Annotated in this window: 35 protein-coding genes and 1 pseudogene; 22 read left to right on the top strand and 14 right to left on the bottom strand. The window is 59.1% G+C overall.

Annotated features, from left to right (window positions below):
• The 14 genes from QTL96_RS00040 to QTL96_RS00105 all read right to left on the bottom strand — a co-directional run.
• Positions 1 to 352 (bottom strand): hypothetical protein (locus tag QTL96_RS00040; RefSeq protein WP_289726224.1); only part of this gene is annotated, 352 nt, incomplete at its 3' end.
• A complete protein-coding gene (locus QTL96_RS00045) occupies positions 349 to 795 on the bottom strand; it encodes a DUF2493 domain-containing protein (RefSeq protein WP_289726225.1) in 447 nt (148 codons plus the stop codon). The genes QTL96_RS00040 and QTL96_RS00045, both read right to left, overlap by 4 nt.
• Entirely contained in the window at positions 792 to 1,133 is a 342-nt protein-coding gene (locus QTL96_RS00050) for a hypothetical protein (protein ID WP_289726226.1), read from the bottom strand. Before QTL96_RS00050 ends, QTL96_RS00045 begins: the two co-directional genes overlap by 4 nt.
• Complete coding sequence (locus QTL96_RS00055) at positions 1,130 to 1,483, bottom strand: hypothetical protein (RefSeq protein WP_289726227.1); 354 nt, start codon at positions 1,481 to 1,483, stop codon at positions 1,130 to 1,132. Before QTL96_RS00055 ends, QTL96_RS00050 begins: the two co-directional genes overlap by 4 nt.
• A 1-nt stretch (position 1,484) precedes the next feature.
• Positions 1,485 to 1,946 carry a hypothetical protein gene (locus QTL96_RS00060; RefSeq protein ID WP_289726228.1) on the bottom strand — a complete coding sequence of 154 codons (462 nt, stop codon included), beginning with the start codon at positions 1,944 to 1,946 and terminating at the stop codon, positions 1,485 to 1,487.
• Positions 1,943 to 2,350 carry an HNH endonuclease signature motif containing protein gene (locus QTL96_RS00065; protein ID WP_289726229.1) on the bottom strand — a complete coding sequence of 136 codons (408 nt, stop codon included), beginning with the start codon at positions 2,348 to 2,350 and terminating at the stop codon, positions 1,943 to 1,945. The genes QTL96_RS00060 and QTL96_RS00065 overlap by 4 nt, the downstream gene beginning before the upstream one ends.
• A gap of 198 nt (positions 2,351 to 2,548) precedes the next feature.
• Positions 2,549 to 3,646 (bottom strand): recombinase RecT, encoded by a 1,098-nt coding sequence (locus tag QTL96_RS00070; RefSeq protein ID WP_289726230.1) that lies wholly within the window; start codon positions 3,644 to 3,646, stop codon positions 2,549 to 2,551.
• A 2-nt stretch (positions 3,647 to 3,648) separates the two neighbouring features.
• On the bottom strand, positions 3,649 to 4,338 hold the full coding sequence (locus QTL96_RS00075; protein ID WP_289726231.1) for an exonuclease domain-containing protein: 690 nt from the start codon (positions 4,336 to 4,338) through the stop codon (positions 3,649 to 3,651).
• Positions 4,338 to 5,324, bottom strand: coding sequence for a PD-(D/E)XK nuclease-like domain-containing protein (locus QTL96_RS00080; protein WP_289726232.1), 987 nt, complete (start codon positions 5,322 to 5,324; stop codon positions 4,338 to 4,340). The genes QTL96_RS00075 and QTL96_RS00080 overlap by 1 nt, the downstream gene beginning before the upstream one ends.
• Complete coding sequence (locus tag QTL96_RS00085) at positions 5,312 to 5,551, bottom strand: hypothetical protein (protein WP_289726233.1); 240 nt, start codon at positions 5,549 to 5,551, stop codon at positions 5,312 to 5,314. Before QTL96_RS00085 ends, QTL96_RS00080 begins: the two co-directional genes overlap by 13 nt.
• Entirely contained in the window at positions 5,551 to 5,895 is a 345-nt protein-coding gene (locus QTL96_RS00090) for a hypothetical protein (RefSeq protein WP_289726234.1), read from the bottom strand. Before QTL96_RS00090 ends, QTL96_RS00085 begins: the two co-directional genes overlap by 1 nt.
• A 62-nt stretch (positions 5,896 to 5,957) precedes the next feature.
• On the bottom strand, positions 5,958 to 6,305 hold the full coding sequence (locus tag QTL96_RS00095; RefSeq protein WP_289726235.1) for a hypothetical protein: 348 nt from the start codon (positions 6,303 to 6,305) through the stop codon (positions 5,958 to 5,960).
• A 28-nt stretch (positions 6,306 to 6,333) separates the two neighbouring features.
• Positions 6,334 to 7,446, bottom strand: coding sequence for a DUF6745 domain-containing protein (locus QTL96_RS00100; protein ID WP_289726236.1), 1,113 nt, complete (start codon positions 7,444 to 7,446; stop codon positions 6,334 to 6,336).
• A 447-nt stretch (positions 7,447 to 7,893) separates the two neighbouring features.
• Complete coding sequence (locus QTL96_RS00105) at positions 7,894 to 8,682, bottom strand: helix-turn-helix domain-containing protein (RefSeq protein WP_289726237.1); 789 nt, start codon at positions 8,680 to 8,682, stop codon at positions 7,894 to 7,896.
• A 24-nt stretch (positions 8,683 to 8,706) separates the two neighbouring features.
• On the opposite strand from QTL96_RS00105, the gene QTL96_RS00110 reads away from it, so the two are divergent.
• The 22 genes and pseudogenes from QTL96_RS00110 (at position 8,707) to QTL96_RS00215 (ending at position 23,035) form a co-directional block, all read left to right on the top strand.
• Positions 8,707 to 8,910 carry a YdaS family helix-turn-helix protein gene (locus QTL96_RS00110; protein ID WP_289726238.1) on the top strand — a complete coding sequence of 68 codons (204 nt, stop codon included), beginning with the start codon at positions 8,707 to 8,709 and terminating at the stop codon, positions 8,908 to 8,910.
• A gap of 2 nt (positions 8,911 to 8,912) precedes the next feature.
• The gene (locus QTL96_RS00115; protein ID WP_289727141.1) at positions 8,913 to 9,593 is read left to right on the top strand and encodes a phage regulatory protein/antirepressor Ant; all 681 of its coding nucleotides are present in this window, start codon (positions 8,913 to 8,915) and stop codon (positions 9,591 to 9,593) included.
• Positions 9,590 to 10,003, top strand: a complete 414-nt coding sequence (locus QTL96_RS00120; RefSeq protein ID WP_289726239.1) for a hypothetical protein — start codon at positions 9,590 to 9,592, stop codon at positions 10,001 to 10,003. Before QTL96_RS00115 ends, QTL96_RS00120 begins: the two co-directional genes overlap by 4 nt.
• Positions 10,004 to 10,006: 3 nt before the next feature.
• On the top strand, positions 10,007 to 10,324 hold the full coding sequence (locus tag QTL96_RS00125) for a hypothetical protein (RefSeq protein ID WP_289726240.1): 318 nt from the start codon (positions 10,007 to 10,009) through the stop codon (positions 10,322 to 10,324).
• 133 nt (positions 10,325 to 10,457) lie between these two features.
• The gene (locus QTL96_RS00130; RefSeq protein ID WP_289726241.1) at positions 10,458 to 10,706 is read left to right on the top strand and encodes a hypothetical protein; all 249 of its coding nucleotides are present in this window, start codon (positions 10,458 to 10,460) and stop codon (positions 10,704 to 10,706) included.
• 71 nt (positions 10,707 to 10,777) lie between these two features.
• Positions 10,778 to 11,164: a hypothetical protein gene (locus tag QTL96_RS00135; RefSeq protein WP_132668817.1), complete on the top strand. Its 387-nt coding sequence runs from the start codon at positions 10,778 to 10,780 to the stop codon at positions 11,162 to 11,164.
• A 6-nt stretch (positions 11,165 to 11,170) separates the two neighbouring features.
• Positions 11,171 to 11,728 carry a hypothetical protein gene (locus QTL96_RS00140; protein ID WP_289726242.1) on the top strand — a complete coding sequence of 186 codons (558 nt, stop codon included), beginning with the start codon at positions 11,171 to 11,173 and terminating at the stop codon, positions 11,726 to 11,728.
• Between the two features lie 91 nt (positions 11,729 to 11,819).
• Complete coding sequence (locus tag QTL96_RS00145; RefSeq protein WP_289726243.1) at positions 11,820 to 12,173, top strand: hypothetical protein; 354 nt, start codon at positions 11,820 to 11,822, stop codon at positions 12,171 to 12,173.
• Positions 12,170 to 12,838 (top strand): hypothetical protein, encoded by a 669-nt coding sequence (locus tag QTL96_RS00150; RefSeq protein ID WP_289726244.1) that lies wholly within the window; start codon positions 12,170 to 12,172, stop codon positions 12,836 to 12,838. The genes QTL96_RS00145 and QTL96_RS00150 overlap by 4 nt, the downstream gene beginning before the upstream one ends.
• Positions 12,835 to 13,467, top strand: a complete 633-nt coding sequence (locus tag QTL96_RS00155; protein ID WP_289726245.1) for a hypothetical protein — start codon at positions 12,835 to 12,837, stop codon at positions 13,465 to 13,467. Before QTL96_RS00150 ends, QTL96_RS00155 begins: the two co-directional genes overlap by 4 nt.
• Positions 13,467 to 13,988 carry a hypothetical protein gene (locus tag QTL96_RS00160; protein ID WP_289726246.1) on the top strand — a complete coding sequence of 174 codons (522 nt, stop codon included), beginning with the start codon at positions 13,467 to 13,469 and terminating at the stop codon, positions 13,986 to 13,988. The genes QTL96_RS00155 and QTL96_RS00160 overlap by 1 nt, the downstream gene beginning before the upstream one ends.
• Positions 13,985 to 15,430: a DnaB-like helicase C-terminal domain-containing protein gene (locus tag QTL96_RS00165; RefSeq protein ID WP_289726247.1), complete on the top strand. Its 1,446-nt coding sequence runs from the start codon at positions 13,985 to 13,987 to the stop codon at positions 15,428 to 15,430. The genes QTL96_RS00160 and QTL96_RS00165 overlap by 4 nt, the downstream gene beginning before the upstream one ends.
• Positions 15,431 to 15,446: 16 nt before the next feature.
• A pseudogene (locus QTL96_RS31225) lies at positions 15,447 to 15,923 on the top strand (DNA cytosine methyltransferase); the annotation flags it as partial.
• Between the two features lie 668 nt (positions 15,924 to 16,591).
• Positions 16,592 to 16,894 (top strand): hypothetical protein, encoded by a 303-nt coding sequence (locus QTL96_RS00175; RefSeq protein WP_289726249.1) that lies wholly within the window; start codon positions 16,592 to 16,594, stop codon positions 16,892 to 16,894.
• Entirely contained in the window at positions 16,891 to 17,265 is a 375-nt protein-coding gene (locus QTL96_RS00180; RefSeq protein WP_289726250.1) for a hypothetical protein, read from the top strand. The genes QTL96_RS00175 and QTL96_RS00180 overlap by 4 nt, the downstream gene beginning before the upstream one ends.
• Positions 17,262 to 17,717 (top strand): hypothetical protein, encoded by a 456-nt coding sequence (locus tag QTL96_RS00185; protein ID WP_289726251.1) that lies wholly within the window; start codon positions 17,262 to 17,264, stop codon positions 17,715 to 17,717. The genes QTL96_RS00180 and QTL96_RS00185 overlap by 4 nt, the downstream gene beginning before the upstream one ends.
• On the top strand, positions 17,714 to 17,917 hold the full coding sequence (locus QTL96_RS00190) for a hypothetical protein (protein WP_289726252.1): 204 nt from the start codon (positions 17,714 to 17,716) through the stop codon (positions 17,915 to 17,917). Before QTL96_RS00185 ends, QTL96_RS00190 begins: the two co-directional genes overlap by 4 nt.
• The gene (locus tag QTL96_RS00195; protein WP_289726253.1) at positions 17,914 to 18,552 is read left to right on the top strand and encodes a DUF6362 family protein; all 639 of its coding nucleotides are present in this window, start codon (positions 17,914 to 17,916) and stop codon (positions 18,550 to 18,552) included. Before QTL96_RS00190 ends, QTL96_RS00195 begins: the two co-directional genes overlap by 4 nt.
• Before the next feature lie 355 nt (positions 18,553 to 18,907).
• Entirely contained in the window at positions 18,908 to 19,063 is a 156-nt protein-coding gene (locus QTL96_RS00200; RefSeq protein ID WP_289726254.1) for a DUF3309 family protein, read from the top strand.
• Positions 19,064 to 19,069: 6 nt separating this feature from the next.
• Positions 19,070 to 19,555, top strand: coding sequence for a hypothetical protein (locus QTL96_RS00205; protein WP_289726255.1), 486 nt, complete (start codon positions 19,070 to 19,072; stop codon positions 19,553 to 19,555).
• Positions 19,509 to 21,047, top strand: coding sequence for a phage terminase large subunit (gene terL / locus QTL96_RS00210; RefSeq protein ID WP_289726256.1), 1,539 nt, complete (start codon positions 19,509 to 19,511; stop codon positions 21,045 to 21,047). The genes QTL96_RS00205 and terL overlap by 47 nt, the downstream gene beginning before the upstream one ends.
• The gene (locus QTL96_RS00215) at positions 21,047 to 23,035 is read left to right on the top strand and encodes a hypothetical protein (RefSeq protein ID WP_289726257.1); all 1,989 of its coding nucleotides are present in this window, start codon (positions 21,047 to 21,049) and stop codon (positions 23,033 to 23,035) included. Before terL ends, QTL96_RS00215 begins: the two co-directional genes overlap by 1 nt.
• Positions 23,036 to 23,058 lie beyond the last annotated feature (23 nt).

Genomic DNA, 23,058 nt, shown 5'->3' on the forward strand with positions numbered 1-23,058 from the left:
AAGAGCATATCGCGAACGTGGTGTTCTGATCGAACTCGGCCAGATGCTTTGCCAGGAACGCTGAGATCGGCATGCTGTGGTGTTGAGTGTTCGGAGCCGAGAACCGCTCCTTGGTGTTCATATCAACGCCGACATATCGGGCATGATCCTTGAAGATCAGTGCCTGCGGAGCAAACGCACAACCGAGATCGACCACCGTCCAGTGAACCGGGATGATCGATGCCAGGGCGAGGTAGATGTTGGTGAAACCAAGGAACTCGTGGTCGATGTCGCAATCCTGCTGATCGAAAACGCGGGACAGCTGATCCTTCGGCATCAGGTGGAAGGCTGGGTCGAGTGCTGCTCTGGTCATTCGCTGCCCTCCCTCTGAAGGGGAGCGGGGGCCAGAAGCGTTACGGGCTTGGGCTGGTATTCCCAATCGATACACCAAGGCTCTATGCCGTACTCGACCATTATGCCGCACATCATTCTAGTACCAGCGCCGCCCGGGAAAGCTACACAGCCATTCGGCAGGCTGGTGCGGTTCATGCGGATGTTCCGTTCGTATCCGGCCTTCTTTCCGAGCTTTTTCCACTTGGCTGGGAAGCCCATGTACTCGACCTCACGAGACCTAGCCCATTCTTCGGCATGGAAATCGGCGCCGACGAAGCGATTTGAGGAAGCAAGCCACCTCCGCTGAGACCCGGTGACGATCACTAGATCGTCCCCTGTCCTCTCGTGAACGCGGTCTAAGATTTCATAGAGGCGTTTGGCGTCGTCGTAATCGCGCCCGCCGCAGATAAGAACTCTTTTCATCCCTCCGCCTCCTCAGCAAGGCAATCCATGCCCGTAAGGAAGTCGTTCATGGCGAGGCTCGGCTTTAGAGCTTTCAGCCTATCGAGCAGCACGTTCCCTTGATTGTGAAGAGCCGGATGGTCGGCGCATTCAGCCTGCCAATCGCGGATCATCTTCTCCACATCGGCCTTCATGACCGTGTCGCCGCTCCCCACCGAAAGCTCTGCGGGTGCTGGTGCTACAGCCAGAGCGCTTTCAAGCGCCTTGCGTACGGTTTGAGCCGTGATCTCGAAGCCGCAAATACCGCTCAAGGTGAACCGCGCTGCATCGACCATATCGTCTGTGGGTGTCTGGCTCACGGCTGATCCTCCCGTGCGGCGACAGCAAGTTCGAAAGCGCGCAAGATGATGAACCGGTCCTTGACCTCTTCATCCTCTTGGATCGCTTCTCGGCGCTGTTCGTATTCTTCTAGGATGCGGGTGAGGTGAGCCTCAAAATTGGCGACTGACGTACCACCCGGTTTAGAAAGGGGCGGTTGGGGTGCCGCATCAAGCAACGCCGGCCACGCCAAGCGGAACAAGTCCTTCGGCATATGCTGGCTCCAGTCTGTGTCATGGTAGGGCCGGACGCGGGAAACTGCGGCCTCTTCCAAAGCTTTGGTGGCGTCGATCGGGACAAGCTTCCACCCTGCGGGGATATTCTCGCTCATATCACTTGCCTTTCTGATGGGGTTCTTCCGGCGCTGGGAGTAAGCCCTGCGTCGAGATGCGCTCGTGGACGGTCTCGCCTGTCGGAAGGAGGATTTGGCCAAGGAAGGCGGCATCGAAGCTGAGGATGCCAGTCTCGATCGCCGTGAGCTGGCCTTTGATCCAATCGCGTAGAATAGACCACACCGCGATCTGTCCCTTCTCCAAGGCTCGCCGTTCGTGATCGATGCGGCTGAGACGCATGCGGCTGGAGTATGGGTTCTCACGAAGCCAAGCAGCGGCATATCCCTTGGCGCTGGCTTCCACCTGTACCATCCGACCATGAAACTCGAATTGGATGATGACCTTTCCGGCGTCGAAGTCTTCCATCGGCGCGAACTTTGAGCAGCCGAAAGCTTGAATTGTCTTCCGTATATCGTCCATCGCCGAACGGCCGGACGTGCTGCTTGAATACGGGAGTGTCATCGTCTCGTCTCCTGTATCGGCGCGTAAAGCTGGGCGGCGGGAAGCGCGGGTTTTGAAGGGCGATCGGGCTTCGACCGCTTGGGAAAGCCGGCGCTGCGGATGGCCTGCTTCGGGGCAGTGATGCCGAGGTGCTTCTTGCGCACAGCCGCCACCTTGGCTTTCTCAGCCAGGTCAAGTGCCGTCTTTTCCACATGGCATTTGCGATGCGACGGGCGAAGATTCGTTTCTCGGTTCTCCCCGCCGTTGATCAGCGCCTTGACGTGATCCAGATCCCATTTCTGGCCGATCTGGATGGGCTGTCCGCAAAGGTGGCAGCGATTATCCCGGTCGAAGATGCGGGCTCTGACACGAGGGGGAGCGCGGGTGTCATCGGTCTGGCCGATCCACTCGTCAACGGTTCTCATCGGCCGTCCTCCACATGGTACTGCCACCAAAAGTCAGCCCCGCCGCGCAAGTATTGATGCTTCTGGACGCATCGACGGCGAACGCGGCGAAGCCATGCAAATCGCTGGTCATAGGTTCGGACAGGGAACCAGGCGAACCAGTCATGCCATGGGCCAACCGGCTCGCCGAACATCATCTGAGGGTTCGGGTCCGCCATCTCAGCCTCGCAGATCGTCGACAGAGCAATCCAGCATTTCAGCGTAATGCTCGATGACGCCTTCCAGCTTCTCCGGGTCGTTGAAGATCGACCTGGACGAGTTGTTGATCTGGCGAGCCTTCGAGACACCGGCCTCTGTCATCTTGCTGATCGGACCCGCCCATTCCTTGTCGATCACCTTCAGGGCGTCGAGCGAGATATCTTTCTGGGCGGCCATGGGAAGGATGTCCCGAGCATACCGGATGAGGGTATCGCGGTCTGGGTCATCCTGATTGGTGGAGGGATCGGAGTAGGGCGGCTCCGATCCCTCTGCAGACGAAGCTGTGGGGGTCTGCGGCTCGTCTGCCTCCGGCTGGGCGCTGCCGGATTGGGTGGGTTCGATAATATCGCCAGAGAACGCGCCGCCGGTCTCGGAATGGACGAATGCCTCATCAAAGCCCTCGCGCTCGCTGGTGGCCTCCTGTGTGGCGTTCTGGCGCAAACGCTCCATGACTGTCGGCTGCGGGGTGATGTCACGAGCGTTGTCGGGGCCGGCGAACTGCTCAGCCTCGTCCCGGTCGTAAATGCCGAGAATGACTTCTGGTGTGTAACGGCGAGCCCAGGAGCGCCCGGTGTAATAGCATTGCTGCTGATCAGGATCCGACTTCCAGAGAGGCGAGTTCTTGGGCGTGATGTCCTTGAACTTCGGAGACCGCACCTCGAACTCTTCACCATCGAGCTTGCCGACAGCGAAGCAGACACGATCGCCGCCTTCGCCTTCGAAGCGGTAGCGGATGCGACCTTCAATACCGGATCTTGTGTTCACGACGGCGACGATAAGCTGAGCCTCGTAGGCGATCGTGCCGTTCACAGAATAGGACTTGGAGGCGACCGCGAATGGGTTCATCTGCCAATCAAGCGCCTGAAGGGCGACGGCCATGCATGCGCCAGCATTGCCGCGCAGATGCTTCGGGAGCGCGATATCTGCCCGGCACATGACTTCGGCAAACTTGACCACCTCGCCAAGGTTCTGCGGGGCAATTTTCGCGCCAGCGCCGGTCGCGGACAGGCCAACGGATTCCATTGGCAGGCGTTCAGTACGTTCTGCAAGCTGGTTCATGATTATCGGCCCTCAAGGTAATGGCGTGCGGTGTGCTTTTCGTCGACGCCTAGATCAGATTTCGTTGCCACCCAGTTCAGGTAGTCCCAGGGAAGGTCTTTCCACTTCTGGCCGCGATGCTTGCCGAACGTGACGTCTCGCAGAACGACCGGGGCGGTTGTCAGGCGGACGAGCTCGTCAACGTTGGCCAACTGCAGAAGGCGACCAAGGATGAGCGCCGTGACGTAGGTGTCTGGGCCAGCGCGGTGAGGCGGCATGGCCCGCTCGGTGTCTTCCATTTCCTCGTCTATCCCGAGCCAGTAGCGGAGAACTTGGTTGGAGTGCCCGGGCGCGTCGGGGAACAGGTGCTTGGCGCACTGGTATGTGCAGATCCACCGACGTCCGCCGCCGGCGAAGAATGCCTGCTCGAATTTGCTGTTATGGGCTGCGAAGACGTCGATCTCGTCCATGCCGGCCATGAGGGCTACAGCTGCCGCATCCGGAGACGGTGCCCCTGCAACGTCAGCATCGGAGATATGGTGAACCGCACGCGTCTGTGGAGGGATGGGGTGGCCAGGATTCACGAGGAATGCCGTGGTGGGGCTGATCGACCAGTCTGCCGTAAGGTCCGTAAACCCGACTTCGCAGATCCCGCGCACGGCGTCCTCTGGAAAGCCGGTGGTCTCAAAGTCAACGACGCGAATTTTCTGCATTATGCAGCCTCCAACTGGGTTTTGATGCGGGTTTTCGACCAAGACGGCATTTCGACGTAGGAGACTTCCTTTTCGAATCCGTCGTATCCCGGCCACTTGCCTTCCTTCAGGCAGCGCTTCACCGTCTCGATCGCAACGCGGGCCTGACGCTCGCCAAGGTCAATATCCTCGTCCTTGAGCTGCATGACGCGCACGTCGTACGGCGGGGCCTTCTCGACGAAAACGAAGGTGAAGCTGGAGAAGGCATCGGCGCCGAGAACCTGGCGGGCGATCATTCGGAGCAAACCGGCCTGCACGTGGTAGCCGTGGTTGTAGATCGCCTTCGACAGGCTCTCGTCATCAACCGAGGCGGCGGTCTTCAGGTCGACGAAATCGCCGCTATCGTTCGGAACGACGTCGGGACGGGCCTTGAGCCAGATGTCCCCGTCCTTGCAGAACAGGCTGCGCTCGATGCGGCCATTGAGGATGCCCAGGCGGATTGCTTCCTTCTTCGCCAGCGCTGATGCGATCTGCCGAATATGGCCTATCTCCGTTTCCGTCATGACGACACGGCCGGCTTTCTTCTGGTCGACAAGCCACTGCTTGCAGGCCGTGCGGTTCCCCTGCCATGCCTTGCCCTCGATCTCGTCAGGGCGGAGCACGTAGCGCTCCTTGAAGCCCTCTTCGCCCAACAGAAGCATGTGAGCGGCCTTGCCGAACTCCAGGCTGTCCTTTTCCGGCTTATCGAACGGCGTCGGATTGTACGGAGAGAACCCCCAATAGAGCGACGGGCGATCGAGAACGGAGCGCAGACCGGAGCTAGAGATGGAGAAGCCGTCGAACAGATCGGTGTTGCCGTGGTAGTCGTCGATCGGAACGCCGCTGTAGACGCCGCGGCGGATGATCTGCTTTCCGTTCCAGCGCTGCTCAGCCTTCAGGCCGGCGATGATGCCGCCAGCGATGGAGCCAACGGACTGGAACGAGTCCTTGTCGATTATCTTGTCCAAGCGACATTCTCCTGCTGATCGAGTGCTTCGCGGTGTGAGGCTTCCATCGCTCTCGGCATTGATACGAAGACGAAGAAGCTGATGATGGCGCCGCATACGATTGCGGCGGAGAATGTGAGGGTGAGCGATGGCATCGACACAGGGGCGGTGATCGCGCGGGGCTGCTGGTGGCACTCACCGGACTGGCAAGCGCACTCGCCGTGGGTTCTGAGGTCGCAGCGGGTCATCAGTACGCTCCCACAAGAGCGGCCAGACCAGCGCGGCGCTTGAACAGCGGAACGGCAGGCGTGTTGCCTTCGACGAAGTCGCCCCACTCGATGGCGGCCTCGCGACCGTGGACCGTCTTCTCGTCGTAGAGAACCTTCTCGATCGCGTAGAAGAGCATCTGCTCAAACGTGCCGCCGCCATTGTGGGTAGAGCGGGATAGCCACTTGTCGCCGACCTGAATTGCGTCGACGACAAACTCATCGCTGTAGCGCTCGTCACCGGCTGCCAGTTCGGCCTTGCCGTACAGGAGCATGCCCTCGCCAAGGCCGGGGATGGTCAGTTCTTCGAAATGGTAGGTGCACACGGGATAAATCCTCTCAGGAACACTTTCGATGTCCCCCGACTTGCGGGAGACGCCGAAGGAGTTCAGTCGGCCACCCGGCGCGCCTGTTCGGCGAACGGGTCGAACTCGCGGCTGACGCGGAACTCGTAGATGCCGGGGTCGAGGTCGTAGCCGCCGTGAGGGTTGGATGCGTCCTGCACGAACTCTTCGGGGTCGGAGAGGATCGCGTAGAAGATCTGCATGCCTTCCGGAACGTTGCTGGTGCGCTCAATGACATCGCCGCCTGTAACAACGTGATGATGGCCGCTTTCGCTGTGGGAGATCACGAAGCCCTTGCCGACGCGGATTGCCGGCTGCGTGGTTATGTTTTCGGGTAGGGAATCGATCTTGATGATGCGAACTTCGCCCTGCTGGCCGATAACCTGTTTCATTGCATTTCCTTTCAGGTTGAGACGTTGGTTAGGTTCTGACGGGTGGGTGAGCGTATTCGGACTGCGGATCGCCGATGCGCCAAGCCTGCGCGGCTATCGCCGTATCGATCGGGAGCCCGTCGATGTCGGATGTTCTGGGGACACCCTCAACGATGATGCCGTTGCGCGGGCATTTGGCTTTCAGGAAGCGGCCTGGATCCGAAAGGCCAGGCAGCGTGAGTTCGATCAGTTGGCCGATGTCATCGTTTCCGCTGTCGTTGATGACCTTTGCCTTCAAAACCGAGAGCATTTTCGGCCAGCCAGCGATTGCAGCCCCAGCGGCGCGCTGTTCGACGTTCTCGGCACGGATGACCTCGTTCGGGTCGAGGTTGGCACGGTCGGCTATCCAGCGATCCGGAACGTTGACGCCGTGCCAAGCCGTGACACCCCATCCATCCGAGAACTCGACAGCCTTGCCGGTTTCGGAATGAAGCTGGTTCGAATCGTCCTTGCTGATGGTGACCGGACGGTCGCTGACGAACGCCACGCCCTTGTAGGCGTACATCCATCCGCAGGACTTCGCGAACTCGATATAGGCGTTGAAGTGTTCCTGCTTCGGGTACTTGACGCCGATGTGCTGGCCGAACTGGTAGAAAGCCAGCCACGGCGCGTCCTGGCCTGCCCAAAACCAAGTATCGACGAAGTCGATTTTTTTGGCCCTGAGGTTGGCCCCGAGGTTGGCCCCGAGGTTGGCCCCGAGGTTGGCCCTGAGGTTGGCCCCGAGGTTGGCCCAGAGGTTGTCCCCGAGGTTGGCCCCGAGGTTGGCCCAGAGGTTGTCCCCGAGGTTGGCCCTGAGGTTGGCCCCGAGGTTGGCCCCGAGGTTGGCCCCGAGGTTGGCCCCGAGGTTGGCCCTGAGGTTGGCCTCTTCTTCCGCGCCGGCTTTGAAGTGACGGAAGAAGTTGACCGCCATGATGCACTGCATCGGGCTGTCAAAGTGCATGACAACCGGCTCAGACTCGCCAGCGGCGGCATACAGCGCCTTGACGGCGGCGGTAGCGCGAACCTTGTCAACGCGCTGGGTGGAAAGGCCGACCTGTAGCCATTCCTCTCGAAACACCGGAAGGTAGGCTTCCTGCTCCGGTGTCAGTTTCTCGATCTTCATTTGCCCTCATCCTCGTTAGAGCAGATCTGCCGGATGCGTCTTCGTGCTCGGTTGATGAGACAGAACGTACAGTCTAACTATACATTGCGCAAGGGGTGCTGAGAAAAAAGTTTAGCAACACTAGACAAGCGTTAGCGCTTAGGATTATTCGTACGACATCGCGATCAACGTGGCTGAGCAGCTGACCGGGTGACGATTCGCGATGTGTGGGGGTCGAAAGTCCTACGGCACGCCCGGAAACTGAGGACGGATTAGCCGAGAGGCGTCCTGCTGTAGCGATGTGACCAACGACGGTTCAAGCGTGAAAGCAAGCCAAAGACTCTTCCCCCTCCCGTTCCTTTTCTTTGGAATGGGGGGTTGGGGGGTCTTTGCTCGCTCCGCTCCCTTCCTCGGGTTCAAAGCCCTAAAAACAGGAAGGAACTGAGTTCTAACAATAGAACTTAGAGATTATCTGAAAGGATTATTCTCTTTCGGAACCAAGCTTCTTCTAGGTATCGGAGACCATTTCGCGATCACGATGTCCGTGACTTCGACCTGAGTATCCTCATCGCCTTCGAGCTCGATATCGTCCTGCCAAGCTTCATCGTCGCTCAGCGGGCGCAAAAGCCAGCGGCCGGAATCCCAGATCATCTGTTTTGCAGTGTACTCGGCCATTCCGTGCTGCATTCGACGAACAATCACGAGATCCCCGTGCTCAGGGTTCATGCCGCCCGCGTGCAGCTCGACGCAGTGCAGGTATTCGCCGCTGTCGGCAACGCGATTGATGCTGTTCCCGACGACGCGGTAAAGCCGCTGTCCGTAGCCAGGGTATTCTGGGGATGCTGCTACGGGCTCGTACCTGCGCTCATAGCGGAAAGCGCCTTCGCGCCAGATGCCAGCTGAAACATCGCCAACGACCGGCAGGCCAATAGAAGGGTTGGCAGGCTTCCCTGGTCCGTCATCAGCGAAAAGCTCCTCGCCGCCGCGCTCCAGCCACATGATGCTGACCTTCGTCGCCTTGGCGATGGCCTCAAGAGTCGATCGGCGCGGAATAACGTCGCCTTTCTCCCACTGCGCGACAGCGCCGCGGGTTTTCCCCACCGCATCAGCGAGCTGCTGTTGCGTCATCTTCGCGTGGTCGCGGGCTTTGAAAATTCGCTGGTTTAGTTCCATGCCGGAAGCATACGCATCGCACTGTACAAATTCTTCGATAGTCTCGCTTGACGACGCGTTAGTTAAACTGTACATCTTGATCATTCTCGCTAAACAGGGAGTGCGGAAGTGCAGAAGCTGGAAGGAATGGAAGCCGTTCGAGACAGGATGCCGTTGGCACGCCTGGCACGAGAGATCGGCATTACGCGCGGCGCCGTAGCGCAGTGGAAAGAAGTTCCGGCCGAGCGCATTGGCATTGTCAGCCGCGTGACTGGGATTCCTCTGGAGCGGCTTCGTCCCGACCTCTTCAAGACGGCGGAGGACGCGGCGTGAACATGGTTCCGGAAAACACAACCGTCACTATGACAAGCATCGAAATCGCTGACCTTTGCGAAAAGCGCCACGACAACGTCATGGCCGATATCAAAAACATGCTCGAACAGCTCGAAACACCAGCCCTGAGTTTTCAGGGCTCGTATATCGGCGGGAACAGGAGGGAGCTTCCTTGCTTCAACCTTCCCCGCGACCTGACAATGACGCTGATCACGGGGTACAGCATTCCTCTTCGCAAAAAGGTCATAGACCGGTGGATGGAGCTTGAGGGTCAAGGCAACAGATCGAACGTCACTTTCCTTGTTCCCAAGTCCCTTCCTGAAGCCCTTCGCCTCGCTGCTGATCTCGCCGATAAGGTCGAAGAGCAGAAGGCCGTCATCGGCGCACTGGAGCCGAAAGCAAACTTCCACGATGCCGTCACGAGCGCCGTCAACTGCCAGACCGTGCAGGAAGCCGCAAAGCTGATTGGGACTGGGCAGAACAGACTTTTCAAGAAGTTGCGCGAATCCAAACTGTTGATGGCCGACAACCAGCCTTACCAGTCGGCGATCGAGGCCGGCTACTTTCGCATGGTTGAGGGGCAGTACAAAGACAAGCGCGGTGAGAGCCATACCTACACCCGCACTTTGGTGACGGGGAAGGGGCTTGCGTACATCCAGAAGCATTTTGGGAGCGCAGCATGACCTGGAACACCAACATCCAAGAAGCGCCGCGCGGCAAGACCGTTCAGATCACTCGAAAGAAGCGGGTGGAGACCAAGGAAGCCGTCGATACGACGTTTCGGACCACCTACGAACACCAGAAGGAAGACGTCATCCTCGCCACGAAATGCGGCAAGGTGATCAAGACCTACTGGATACCGGGTGAAGAGCGCTGGGCTGGCCTCGCGAATGGCGAACAGCCTGACGCCTGGATGGCATGGCCAAAGCATCCGAATTTTATACCAGCCGGGGAGACTGGCATGGTGCTTGGGACGGAGAGGGAACGCCCCTTGTCCATCGGCCTTCATACCGATGGTGACCCAGAATCGCGGTTCGACTCCGCATCTCTCCACCAACATTCCATCATCGACGATTGCGGAAGTGGAGCCTGAGCCATGGAGTGCAAGTTTCATGTCGGGCAGAAGGTCGTGATGGTCAACGAATTTCTGCCCCACAATCTTGAACGTGCCGCCGATGAAGGTGTGACGCTTCCGGTTATCGGCCCGATCTATACGGTTCGCGGCATGGAGCCTGGTGTCTTCAATCGCAAAAGGACATTCATCTGGCTCGATGAAGTCAGGAACGGCCCCAGCGATGACGGCATAGAGCCAAACTGGGACGCAAGTCAGTTCCGTGCTGTTGTCGAACGCCCGACCGATATCTCGATCTTCAAGGCCATGCTCACTCCCAAGAATGAGCAGGTGCCGGCATGAGCGTCCTTGGTCCATGTTTCCTCGCGCTCATCATCAGCGGTTTTTTCACGACTGCCACGCTCGCCATCTGCCGAACCTGGAAGGGTGAGCAGGAGCAAGCAGACCGTGAAAACGGCTATACAGAGGTCCGGTAATGGCAAGCACTCTCACACGCGGCCACCACGATCCCTCTGACGCCTTGGCAATGTTCCGCTCCGGTATGGATACCTCGGACATCGCCCGTCTTTTCAACATTCACGAGAGTGAAGCGCTTCGTCTCGTCGCCAAACAGCGAAGCGCCAATCTCGGTCTTCCATCGCCTTACCCGGATGCATCGGTTCGCAGCCTCAGCATTCGCAATATTCGCATTCCAGTCTTGGTTCAGTCGTCGGGCGGCGGCTGAACTCAATACCTCCGTGCCGCAGCTTCCCGACACCGAGAAGCTAACCCAAGGCGGCATGGAGCGCATTCACAGTGTCAGAGAATTTCATTCACGAAGAAGCAAGAAAACAGGGAAGCAAAGCCATGAGTACGGCAATTGCGAGTGAGTACGTGAAGAGGATGGTCGAGCGGGAAACCGCCGGCAACGGAGACGTCGAAAACGCCATCAGGAGGCTCGCTCACAAGCATGGGCTTTCCTTCTGGCAGATCATGCACCTGCGGGCTGGCAGGGCCAAGGCAATCTCTATCGACGCCTTCAACACCATCCGTACCGCGTACCTCGACTACTGCGAACAACAGATAAGCGACCTGCAGCGGGAGGTCGCGGAAGTGCGAGGACAGGATGATCGCTTTCAGGATTTGGTGGGTGAAGTTGAAGCTCTTGCTGCGCGGGTGCGGCAAGCAAAACAAGGAAGGTAGCAAACGATGACACCAGCAGTCGGAGATAACACCAAGGCAGAGCGCGACCGTCGTGTCACGCTGAGCTATTACCATCGCGCCGATCGAGACTTCGCCGCACAGTCGGCTCTGATTGCTGAGCGGAAGAAGGCGAACCGCCTAAACGCCAAGGCTGCGGGCATTCCGTCCTCACAGCTCGACCACCTGCTGTCATCCTTCAAGGCTGAAGACCAGCAGAAGCCCGTGGATAAGCTGAAGCGCGACATGGAGAACCTGGCCTATCTCGGCCTCATCCCCGATCCGACGATCAAGGGCGACCTGTTCAACCGTGTCGATCGCGTCAATCAGGAAGACATGGTTCGCGCCAAGGGCTTCTTCGCCGGCCTGAATGGTCTCGACAAGGTTTCCAACTACGACGGCGGATCGTCAGACGACAAGATCTGGCTGGAATCCTACGAAGCCGGCAAGGCCGAATACGAGGCAACCATTCCCGACATCATGGCTCGCATCGATGCCGAAGCGAAGAACGCCAAGAACGAAGAGCCTCCAGCGCCGATGGGCTCCGACCCGTTCGCCACCGCCTGACGTTCCCAAGGCGGCTCGCCTTCTCCTCCCGGCTTGAGCCGCCTCAACTACCCTGACGCAAATGTCAGGGTCTTTCTCCAAGAGGTTCACCATGAACGTTGTAGCCCGAGTTCAAACCTATTGCTGCCCGAGCTGTGGTGGCTTCATTGGCGAGGCCGCGCCGATCGAGCAGGTGAGGGAGTCCATTACGGTGCCCGCGCAGCGCATCATATTCGATCTTCTGTCGCGCTCCATCGGCCGAGCTGTCCACCGTAACGCCATCATAGAGCTCATGTACGGCGGTCGATCCGATGGAGGCCCCGACACAGCAGATCACGTCGTCAAAGCGCAGGTGAGCCAGCTGCGGCGGCGCATAGAGCCATTCGGCTGGACGATATCGGTATCTCGCGGCGGATCGGGTCATCTCGCGCAGTGGCGCCTCATTCCTACGGAGGCAAGCGCATGACCCTCATCTTTGGCTTCGATCCTTCCAAGTCTACCGGCTGGTGCGTCTATGACCCAGAGCAGCAGAAGTATGAGATTGGCTGCGCTGTAAGCGACTGCGATAAACGGGCCTATCGGGTTGGCTACTGCAAGAAGCATTACGCTCGCTTTTATCGTCACGGCGATCCGCTCGGAGGTTCGACTGGGAAGGGCGACGTGGAGCGCTTTATCCAGGACGTGGTGCTCCCATATGCGGGTGATGATTGCCTGACGTGGCCATTCGCACGAGGCGGAAATGGCTACGCCTATATGCGGAAATCAGCAAAATCCATGCAACCGGCTTCGGTAGCTATTTGCGAAGCAATCCATGGTCCATCCCCGTCTCCAGATCACGAAGCTGCTCATTCTTGCGGCAAAGGTCATCTCGCCTGCGTGACCCCGAGACACCTTTCGTGGAAGACGCCGGCCGAGAACAACGCCGATAAGTACATCCATGACACCCACAATCGCGGAGAGAGGAACGGCTCGGCCAAAATCACGGAGAACGACGCCATAGCGATCTATTCTCTCAAGGGGAAGGCATCGCAAGCCGAGATAGCCGCTCGCTTTGGTGTGTCTCGATCAATGGTCGGTCTCATCCACGCCGGCAAGAAATGGGCTTGGCTCACCCAAGGAGGAGCCGCGTGATTTACATCCTTGGTTTTGACCCGAGCAAATACACTGGGTGGGCCCTTTACAGCCCTGAGCACCGGAAGGCCGACGGCAACTTCTCTCGCGTGAAGTGCGGCGTTCTGGAGATGCCTGAAAAGGCGGACATGTATTACACAGCAGATCAAATTGGGCTCAAGGTGACGGCACTCCTCCGAGACATCAAGGCTGATACCGGCGTCTACCCTGATTTTGCAGTTCTTGAGCAACAGATCGAAGCCCAGGTCTCGATGCAAGGACGAGGGCAGAACTTCGCCGGCTCTATTTCCCCTTGGGTCGCCACTTCGGCAATCGTTGCCACATTGGCTAATTTTGGAATCCCGTATGGAACGTTGATGCCATCACCATGGCGCAAAGCGTTCTTCGGTGAAGGATTCTCTCCACCAGTAGATAGCAAGGGAAAGAAAGACTGGAAGGCCGCCGCTGTCGCTGAGTGTGAGCGGATCGGGATTCAGTTGCCGAAGAAGAAAACACTATCGCACAACGCGGCGGAAGCCTGCGCGCTGGCGATCTGCTGGGGCGTTAGAGAGATGAAGGTCCATGCCGGCCGGTATCAAGAACCACTTATGGCGCTCCGCATGGGGCGTAACGAAAGGACGGCGGCATAATGGGCAAGCGTAGCGATTTCGAGCGCCGCAAGAACGACGCATACCAGACACCCGCAGCTGCAGTGTTGCCACTTATCCCGCATCTGCGCGGCATCCATACGTTCGCAGAGCCATGCGCAGGCGAGGGGAAGCTCATCGCCGCGCTGCAAGCCCACGGCCTCAAGTGCACCTTCTCCGACGACATCGAGAACGGCTTTGATGCCACGATCGACCTCAAGCACGTCTTTGCCAAGTTCGACGCCATCATCACGAACCCGCCATGGACCCGCGAAATCCTCCATCAGATGATCGTGGAGTTCCAGTACATCGCGCCCACGTGGCTGCTGTTCGATGCTGACTGGGTTCACACGCGGCAGGCCCAGCCCTTTCTTGACCAGTGCAGCCATATCGTCAGCGTCGGACGGGTGAAGTGGATCGAGGACTCCAAGTTCACCGGCAAGGACAATGCAGCCTGGCACCGCTTCCACGCCCAGCACGTCGGCGGCCCGCGGTTCTTCGCAAGAGAGGCGGTGGCGGCATGAACGCCCATTTCACCCCAGACGCTCGCCTGATGGACGGCATCACCGAAGACGACATCTTCGCGGCCGAAGAGGGAATCCTCGCCAGCATCCTCAACAAGAACGAATTGCTCGGCCAATGCGGGCTAGAGCCGTCCGACTTCTCCGAGGAGCTCCACCGCACGATCTTCGCATCCATCCAGCAGCTTTGCGCCGGCCATCAGATCGCGGGAGCCGCGACGATCAAGCCTTTCCTGCCGAAGGTGTGGCGGGGTCTTGAGATCGCCCCTTCCGAATACCTGGCCCGGCTTGAGAAGACTGGATTCTACACGGTGCAGCAGCAGCACGAGGAGCGCCTGCAGATCGTCAAGGGCGCGTCTTTGTCCCGCCAGCTGGCACGAGAAGCGGAGTTCACTGCGAACCTGGCCAACGAAGGACATTCTCTCCTCACACTTGGCGACGAGATCGAGAGCCTTGAAAACCGGCTCAAGGAGTTGCGCGCTCGCTTCTCTGAAACGAAGGCGGTCAAGTCTGCCGGATCCCAATACCTAGCAGCCTTCAATGCATCCAGCCGCAGAGACGGCGTGGTAGGCGTGCCGATCGGCATCAAGGAAATCCGCCGCGTTCTGTCGGAATCGGTATTTGCTGGCGGCAACCTCTATGGCCTGCTGTCCTCGTCCGGTGAAGGAAAAACGTCTCTGACGATCCAGATCATCTATGAGGCGCTGTTTGCCGGCCACCCAGTCCTGTTCCTCTCCTATGACCAGTCCGCCTACCAGTGCGTCAGGCAGATGATCGCCCAGGTTCACGGCATCAGCGTCAAGCAGCAAGACGAGCCAATGCGCATGATGAACGAGAACGAGCGCGACAAGTGCGTCCAGTTCGCTACGTGGATCGAGCGCCAGCCTCTCGAGATAATCCGCTGCCAGCGTGAAGGCGTTACCCAGCTCGTCGCCTACTCCCGTCGCTTCATCAAGAAAAGGGCAAACGGGAAGACGCCGCTGATCGTCCTCGACCATATCGGCAAGGTTAAGCCTCGCGATCCGAAGCTCTCCCCAGACCGCATATCCGGTGAAGTCACGGTCGAGCTCAAGGCGCTCGCAGACGAGACCCACAGCGCGTTTCTCGTCCTCAACCAGCGTAACAGCTTCGGAACCCGCCGAGACAACCCACGGCCAATCTCAGCCGATCTGTACGGGGGTGAGGGGGCCAAGGCCGACTATGACGGCATCATCTACCTCTACCGCGCCGAGAAGTACAAAGCCGATCGGGTGGCCACCGCGGCGACCGACCAGGACTGGAAGAAAATCAACAAGGTGTTCGGCTCGGAGATCGAAGGCATCGCCGAGATAGGCAGCATCAAATGCCGATTTGGTGATCCGAATGTGCGCGAGAGCCTGAGGTTCGAAGCCCAGTACACCCGATACGTTTCACTTACGCCCGAGCGGCCGCCGGAGTTGTTCTGATGCAGGGGAGGATCAAATGAATGTGGCTCTACGTCCCGAACACCTCAACATCCTCTCCATCTGCACAGGCGGAGCCGGCCTCGATCTCGGAGTCGAGCTGGCAATTCCAAGCGCTAGAACAGTCTGCATGGTGGAGAGGGAAGCCTTCGCGGTCGCGTCACTGGTGGCAGCGATGGAACAAGGGCTCCTTCATCCAGCTCCTGTGTGGAGTGATGCCAGAACCTTCGACGGCCGCGCTTGGCGTGGCGCAGTTGACGGCCTCATTGGTGGCATCCCGTGCCAGCCTCACAGCCTTGCCGGACGAAAGCACGGAAGCAACGACGCCCGCGATCTCTGGTCAACCGCTCGCCGCATCATCGTCCAGTCGGGCGCGTGGTTTGTCGTCATTGAAAACGTCGGAGGCATGCTCGCGGCGGGGTCTGACGAAATCGCTGGCGCGCAGCGCGTATTCCGAGACCTTCACAAGCTTGGTTTCGAGACTGAGGGAGGATTGTTCACGGCGGCAGAGGTCGGCGCGAGCCATCAGCGCGAACGCATCATCATCGTTGCGGTGGCTGACGCCGTCGGCGAACGAGGACGCAGCAGGGCAACCGGATGCCAATATGCAGCGGATGCTGACGCACCAGGCAAAGGATTGGGCGACGCCACGAGCATCAGATGCGGAGCACGGCGGTCCGAACCAGCGGGACAGCCGTGGAGGCATGGCGCTACCTTCTCAGGCTCATCAATGGGCAACGACGAGAGTGGCGGCCGAACGAACATCGCCGAACGCTTTGGAGAGGCCGGACAGCGTGTCGTCGCTCTCGATCGCCCAACAGGCGGAAATGGTCATGGGCGAAGTGCCTCGGGAGATTTATCTCGTGAGCGAGAAGACGCAACGCCGTCTCGGTTTCGACCCCTCTTCGCTCCGGGACCAGCTGACCTATCCGGTTGGTGCGACACTCTCGCATCCTCGCCGGAGCTTGAACCCGCTTTTCGTCGAGTGGCTGATGGGCTGGCCTCCCGCATGGACATTGGTCGCGTGGACAGACTTCGCATGCTCGGAAACGGAGTTGTCCCTCTTCAGGCAGCGTATGCGCTCCGCACTCTTGTCACTCGGCTTGCCTCACGAGGCTCCACCGGCGCAGCTCGCCTTGTTCGGATGATGGAAGGAACTGAACAGTGAATAAATTTGACGTCGGATCAATCAAGACCCCGCACGGGTTCATCGGCTTCTATCGCCAGGTCCACCGCTCCACCAACTTCATCCTTCGCGATGGAAAGCGCGACATCATCTTCTCGACCAAGGAAGCAGCGGAGAAGGCGGCGCTTCAGGCTTTCCTCGAATACCTCAACACGCCGATCGTCGCGGAATCCATGGCGGGCACAGTGACCGTGAGAGCAGCCAAGTTCGCGGCGGCAGAGCGGAAGCTGTTCAAGAATGGCCGGATGATACCGGTCGAGAGCAAGGGAGCAACAGCATGAACGTCACAGCCGAGACATTCAACGTCGCCGCCTACCTCGACCATGTGAAGGCGACACACATGCGGATGATATCGCCGGCAAACGCGGTGAAGGACACCGCGGCCTCGCGCTACGTCCATCGTATCAAGCCGGTCGCGGAAGAGCCTACGCCTGAGAAAGAGGTCGTTGCCCCCGAGTTCAAGAAGTCGACCGTTGTCTTGGAGCGAATTGCCGCCATCCAGGCCCTCTACTACCCTGGCATAACAGCAAAGGAGATAGCCCAGCATCTGGGAGTGACCAAGAATTCGCTGGTGGGCTTCTATCGTCGCAATCCGTATGAATTGGGGCCATATCCTTTGGTGGCGAGACCTGGGCGGAAGGGGAAGCGATGATTCTATCCCGGCCGTTCCCCTGCGATATCTACCGCGTCGCACGTCAGTGCGGCGTGAAGCTGTTCGACGGCCACCTGCATAGCCCGACAAGCCGCAAGCCCTACGAGTGCTACTGCAAGCCGACGGTGAGGGAATTGGGCCGCGACCACGGCGAGCCGCATCTGAAGCTCGTCTTCATGCTCATGACCGGCACCAAGGGCAACGCCGCTGAGCTATATGCCGACATGCTACGGGCGGTGTCTTCTGTCCTCGTCCAGAACCCCGGCCTGATGAAGTCGACATCGCTAATGACCGATTTCAACTCGATCGACCTCGGCAGCCTGCGCCGCAAAGCAAAGGCCATGAACTGCGGAATCCCGACCACCCATGTATTGCGTGTGCTCATCAGCGTGAAATTCTTTCAGCCCGTTCAGGGAGACCTTATCGACATGATTGCAGGAGAGGCGGCGTGATGGACATCAAGCAAGAGGAAATGGACAAGCGGTTCGTGGCCGGAGCGCTGGCGATCGAGAGTGCGCTTGTCCATCCGAAATACATGGCAACCGCAGAGCATATCCGTGAAGCGGCACGCATGGTGCACAAGGTTATCGTGGCCGAGATCGGCGAAGAGAGACTGGCGGCAATTCAAGGGAAAAGCGAGGCACAGGCATGAGATACGAGGCATGGACATGGAAGGCTGTCGAAGCCCGCATAATCGAAATGGCAGACACTCTCCGTATGATGCCGGCCTATAGGGGGCCAAAGCAGTACGGCAGCGCCATGCCAGAGGTCGTGAGGCGCTATGATGAGGCATATGGGTTCGAGGCAGCCCGATACCGCGAGAGCGCGTCAGCGGCCAACCTCGGGCGCGCTGAAGAGGTATGGGGCTGGATCAATGCCCTCCCGATCGAAGCAGATCGCAAGTTGCTCTATGCTTGGTCATGGGTGAAAGTGCGAAAAGGCATGAAAATCGCGGCCTTCGCTGCAGAAAATGACCTATCCGACCGAATGTTGCGCCGTCAAATCCAGCATCATTGTCAATCAATTGCGAACAATCTTAACCGCATTATGCTTGTTCGGTTGAACAGTGAGGATTGCAGCGTGTCCGAAAATGTCGGAGAACACGGTCAATCCGATGTAACGTCGAACAATTGCGAGCGAAGCAGCCCGCACTGGATGGCACCGGATGCAAGGCCGATACTGGACCCGAGCAGTCCGGAGTTGGCCGCTCTCACAAAGCGGCTCGAGGCAGCCAACCAGCGGCGCCAACGTGAAGCGCGACGTCGGGAAAAACTGCAGGTAGCATGACAACAAGGCCCGCCACGCTTCGGCGCACCCCGGCGGGCTACTTATCGGGAAGCGGTGTGGCGGTCGATTGACCCGCCCTCTGATCATCCTGGCCCTCATCCTCATGGGCGCCATCCTCCTCTCTTCTCTCCTACAGTCCTGCACTGCTCCTCAGGTGTGCAGGTACTGCTGGGTGGCGGGGAAGTGATCATGTGGGGCTGGCAACACTGGCGTTGCAGGATAGGTCGCGTCACGCTGAAGCCAGGCGCGAAGCTGGTGTGCGATCAGCCGTGCGGTAACTTTTATTAGAACAAACATCCGCTCGGATGCGCCCTGAATAGAAATGATCTTGCGCAATTTGCAAAGGAATAGCCCAATGCTTGGAACGATTTTGCTAATCGTGCTGATTTTGGCCCTCGTCGGCGCATTCCCGGCCTGGCCATACGCCGCAAACTGGGGTTACGGCCCTTCCGGTATCGTCGGCATCATCCTTGTCATCATCATTGTGCTCATCCTGTTGGGGCGGGTGTGAGGATCTATGCCGGTACTCAAGAATGCGGGGCATGAAGCTTTCGCTCAGGCTGTGGCGAGTGGAAAGAATGCGGCCGAAGCATACAAGGCTGCGGGCTTCAAACCTCACCGACAGAATGCGGCGCGGCTGATGACAATTGATGACGTGGTGTCTCGCGTCAAGGAATTGCAGACCAAGGCTGTCAAGAAGGCCGAGATCACCATAGACAGCCTCGCTGGCGAGCTTGAGGAGGCGCGGGCTATTGCCCTAGCCGAAAAGCAGACATCGGCCGCTGTGAGCGCCACAATGGGCAAGGCAAAGCTCTTCGGTCTGGGGTCAGAAACCCGCAAAATCTCCGGCACACTGCAGATCGTCACCATCACCGCAAAGCAGTTGGACGCATTGACCGACGATGAACTTGCCTCTCTTGAATCAGCCTATCCCGTTCTCCAGAAGCTCGGGCTTATTGGAGGCGATAGCGTCGCAGCGCCAGAAGAGGGAGGCGCAGACTAACCTTGACCGGGACATCGAGCGGGCAGGCGTCTCGCTCTCGTCCTTCACAAAGGCAGCGTGGCACGTTCTTGAGCCTGGACAGCCCTACAAGCACGGTTGGCACCTAGACGCCATCTCCGAGCATCTGGAGGCAGTTACGGCGGGGCAGATCCTCCGCCTGCTGATCAACATCCCGCCAGGCACGATGAAGTCACTGTCGGTCGGGGTTATGTGGCCCGCTTGGGAATGGGGACCGCGGGGATTGCCGCACATGCGGTATCTCGGCACGTCGCACAGTCTGCCGCTTGGCATCCGCGATAACCTCAAGATGCGCCGTTTGGTGACATCGGAGTGGTATCAGGAACGCTGGGGCCGATCGGTCGAGCTGACCAGCGACCAGAACGCGAAGACGAAATTCGAGAACACGGCAACCGGCTTTCGGGAGGCGATGGCCTTCACCGGCCTGACCGGCTCTCGTGGTGACAGGGTGCTGATCGACGATCCGCTATCTGTCGACAATGCCAACTCTGATGCGGAGCGCGAGGGCGTCAATTCGACCTTCCGTGAATCCGTGCCGACCCGACTTAATAATCCGGACACGTCAGCCATCATCGCCGTAATGCAGCGGCTACATGAGAACGATGTGTCGGGCCTGATCCTGGCCAATGACTTCGGCTACGAGCATCTGATGCTGCCAATGGAGTTTGAGCCGGAGCGGCGCTGCTACACCTCTATCGGGTTCAAAGACCCGCGCATCCATGAAGGCGAACTGCTCTTCCCCGAGCGCTTCCCTCGTGAAGTGGTCGAGCGCGACAAGAAGGTTATGGACGCTTATGCGGTGGCTGGGCAGTTCCAGCAGCGGCCGGCGCCTCGTGAGGGCGGGCTGTTCAAGGCTGAGTGGCTGAGACCGTGCTTCATGAAGGATCTGCCAGCGCGGGAAACCCTACGCATCTACGGCGGCTCCGACTACGCTGTGACGGCCAATGGTGGTGACTACACGTCTCAAGGCGTCGTGGGTCTCGATCCTCAAGGGCGCATGTGGCTCCTAGACGTTTGGCGCAAGCAGGCATCATCCGATCAGTGGGTTGAGGCCTTCTGCGACATGGTGATTGAGTATCGGCCGAGCGCATGGGCGGAAGAGACTGGTCAGATTAAGTCTGGCGTCGGTCCATTCCTCGAAGCCCGCATGCGCAAGCGCAAGGCGTACGTGGTGCGAGAAGCCTTCCCTACTCGGGGAGACAAGGCGATCCGTGCTCAGTCCATTCGGGGCCGCATGGCTCTTGACGGGCTGTACGTGCCGATCGACGCCCCTTGGTATGAACCCTTTGTATCCGAATTGCTGACCTTCCCGGCCGGCAAGAACGATGACCAGGTGGACATGCTTGGTCTCATCGGCCAGCTGCTAGACAAGATGTATTCCAGATCACCGGAAGAGCCGAAGAAGCCAGAGGCGCCAAGGGATTGGTTCGAAGAGAATGACGATGACGATACGACCAACTGGAAGGTGCTTTGATGGACGATAAGACCTTCCATTCCTGGCTCATATCGATGTTCGATGACAGCGAGCAGGCCTCGGACAAGTCCCGCCGCAAGGCAGAGCGTGACATCGATTACTACGATGGCAAGCAGTGGACCGACAAAGAGGTCAAGGAGCTTCGCAAGCGTGGCCAGCCGGCGATCTCGCAGAACCTGATCCGCAACAAGATTGACTACCTGCAGGGCCTCGAACGCCAGCAGCGCACACAGCCCCGTGCACTGCCGCGCACACCGATGCATGAGCAGGATGCCGAGGGCGTGACGGACTCGCTCCGCTATGTCTGCGAGGATCAGCGTTACAACGAGAGCAAGTCCCGTGTATGGGGCGATATGCTCAAGGCAGGGTGGGGCGGCATCGAGGTATCGGTGAAGCTGCGCCCGCAGTCCTTGCAGTCCACCACGGCCCTGACGCCACCGGATTACGATGTCGTTCTCTCGCGTTGCGCCTGGGACCGCATGTTCTGGGATCCGTACAGCTGCGAGGATGACTTCTCGGACGCTTCCTATCTCGGGCTCATCGACTGGATGGACCGGGAGAAGGCCATCCGCACGTATGGTGAGGCCGCTGCGTCGGTATTCGACGAGACGGTCAGCATCGCCACGGCTGGCGAAACCTACGACGACAAGCCGAAATACAACGTCTGGGCAACGGCAGGCCACCGCAAGCGCATCCGCATCATTCAGATGTGGTACCTCGATGATGACGGGCAATGGAGCTATTGCGAGTTCACCAAGGGCGGCATCCTGCGCGACGGGCCTTCGCCTTACCTGAACGAGGACCAGGAGCGTGAGCACCCGCACTGCTGGCGCTCCTCCTACGTTGATCGGGATAACAATCGCTATGGCGCGATCCGCGACCTGATCGACCCGCAGGACGAAATCAACAAGCGCCGGTCGAAGGCGCTGCACCACTTCACCAGCCGTCAGACCTTCGGCAATGAGAAGGTCAACATCAACACCAAGGAGAATAAGGGCCAGCTTCAGCGCCCCGATGGTCACATCACCATGGAAGGGGATTCCGAGTTCGGTAGAGACTTCGGCGTCATCCCGACCAATGACCAGGCAGCCGGCCATATGGAGCTGCTAGCGGACGCCAAGCAGGTTTTTGAGATCATGGGGCCCAACGCTGCCATGATGGGCAAGCAGGCCACCAGCCAGTCGGGCCGCGCCATCCTCGCACAACAGCAGGGTGGACAAACCCAGATGGGCATTCTGACCGATGCTCTCCGGCAGATGGACCTTGATGTCTATCGCAAGATCTGGAACCGCATCCGTCAGTTCTGGACTGGTGAGCGCTGGATCCGCGTTACCGACGATCAGCGTAATATGAAGTGGGTCGGCGTCAATCCGGCGCAGCAGTATGACCAGAACGCGATCCAGCAGCAGAACCCAGGCACACAGGTTTCGGTGATGCAGCAGCCGATCGCACGGGTTGATGTTGACTTCGTGCTTGATGAAGCACCGGCAGTCGGCGCTCTGATGGATGAGCAGTTCGGTCTCTTGGTTGACCTCAAGCAGATGGACACAGAAGGCGCCATCCCGATGAAGGCGGTAATCGCCGCGGCTCCGAACCTCCGCTACAAGGCCGATCTTCTCAAGTCGATCGACGAGCGGGAGAAGCAGCCGCCGAACCCAGTGCAAGTTGCTGGGCAGGAAGCCGAGGTCGCGCAGATCCGCTCCAAGGCTATGCTCAACGAGGCGCAGGCTCGCAAGGCGCTGGCAGACGCTGGCACCGCTGGGCAGCCAGGAGAGCAGCCGCAAGGCCCGTCAAAGATCGAACTGGCGCAGGCCTTGGCCGATATCCGCTACAAGAACGCCGGCACCGTCAAGTTGCTGGCTGAAGCTGACAAGGTGCAGGTCGAGACAGACCTTGCCCCTCGTAAGATGGTTTCTGATGCCGCTATCGCACGTCAGAAGCTCAACTCCGGTGCCGGGAGTAACGGGCAATCGGCGGCAGGCCGTTAATCTGCCAGGTGGTGCCAACCGAA

Origin of the sequence: Rhizobium sp. S163 (assembly GCF_030380805.1) — a bacterium.
Lineage (GTDB): Bacteria > Pseudomonadota > Alphaproteobacteria > Rhizobiales > Rhizobiaceae > Rhizobium.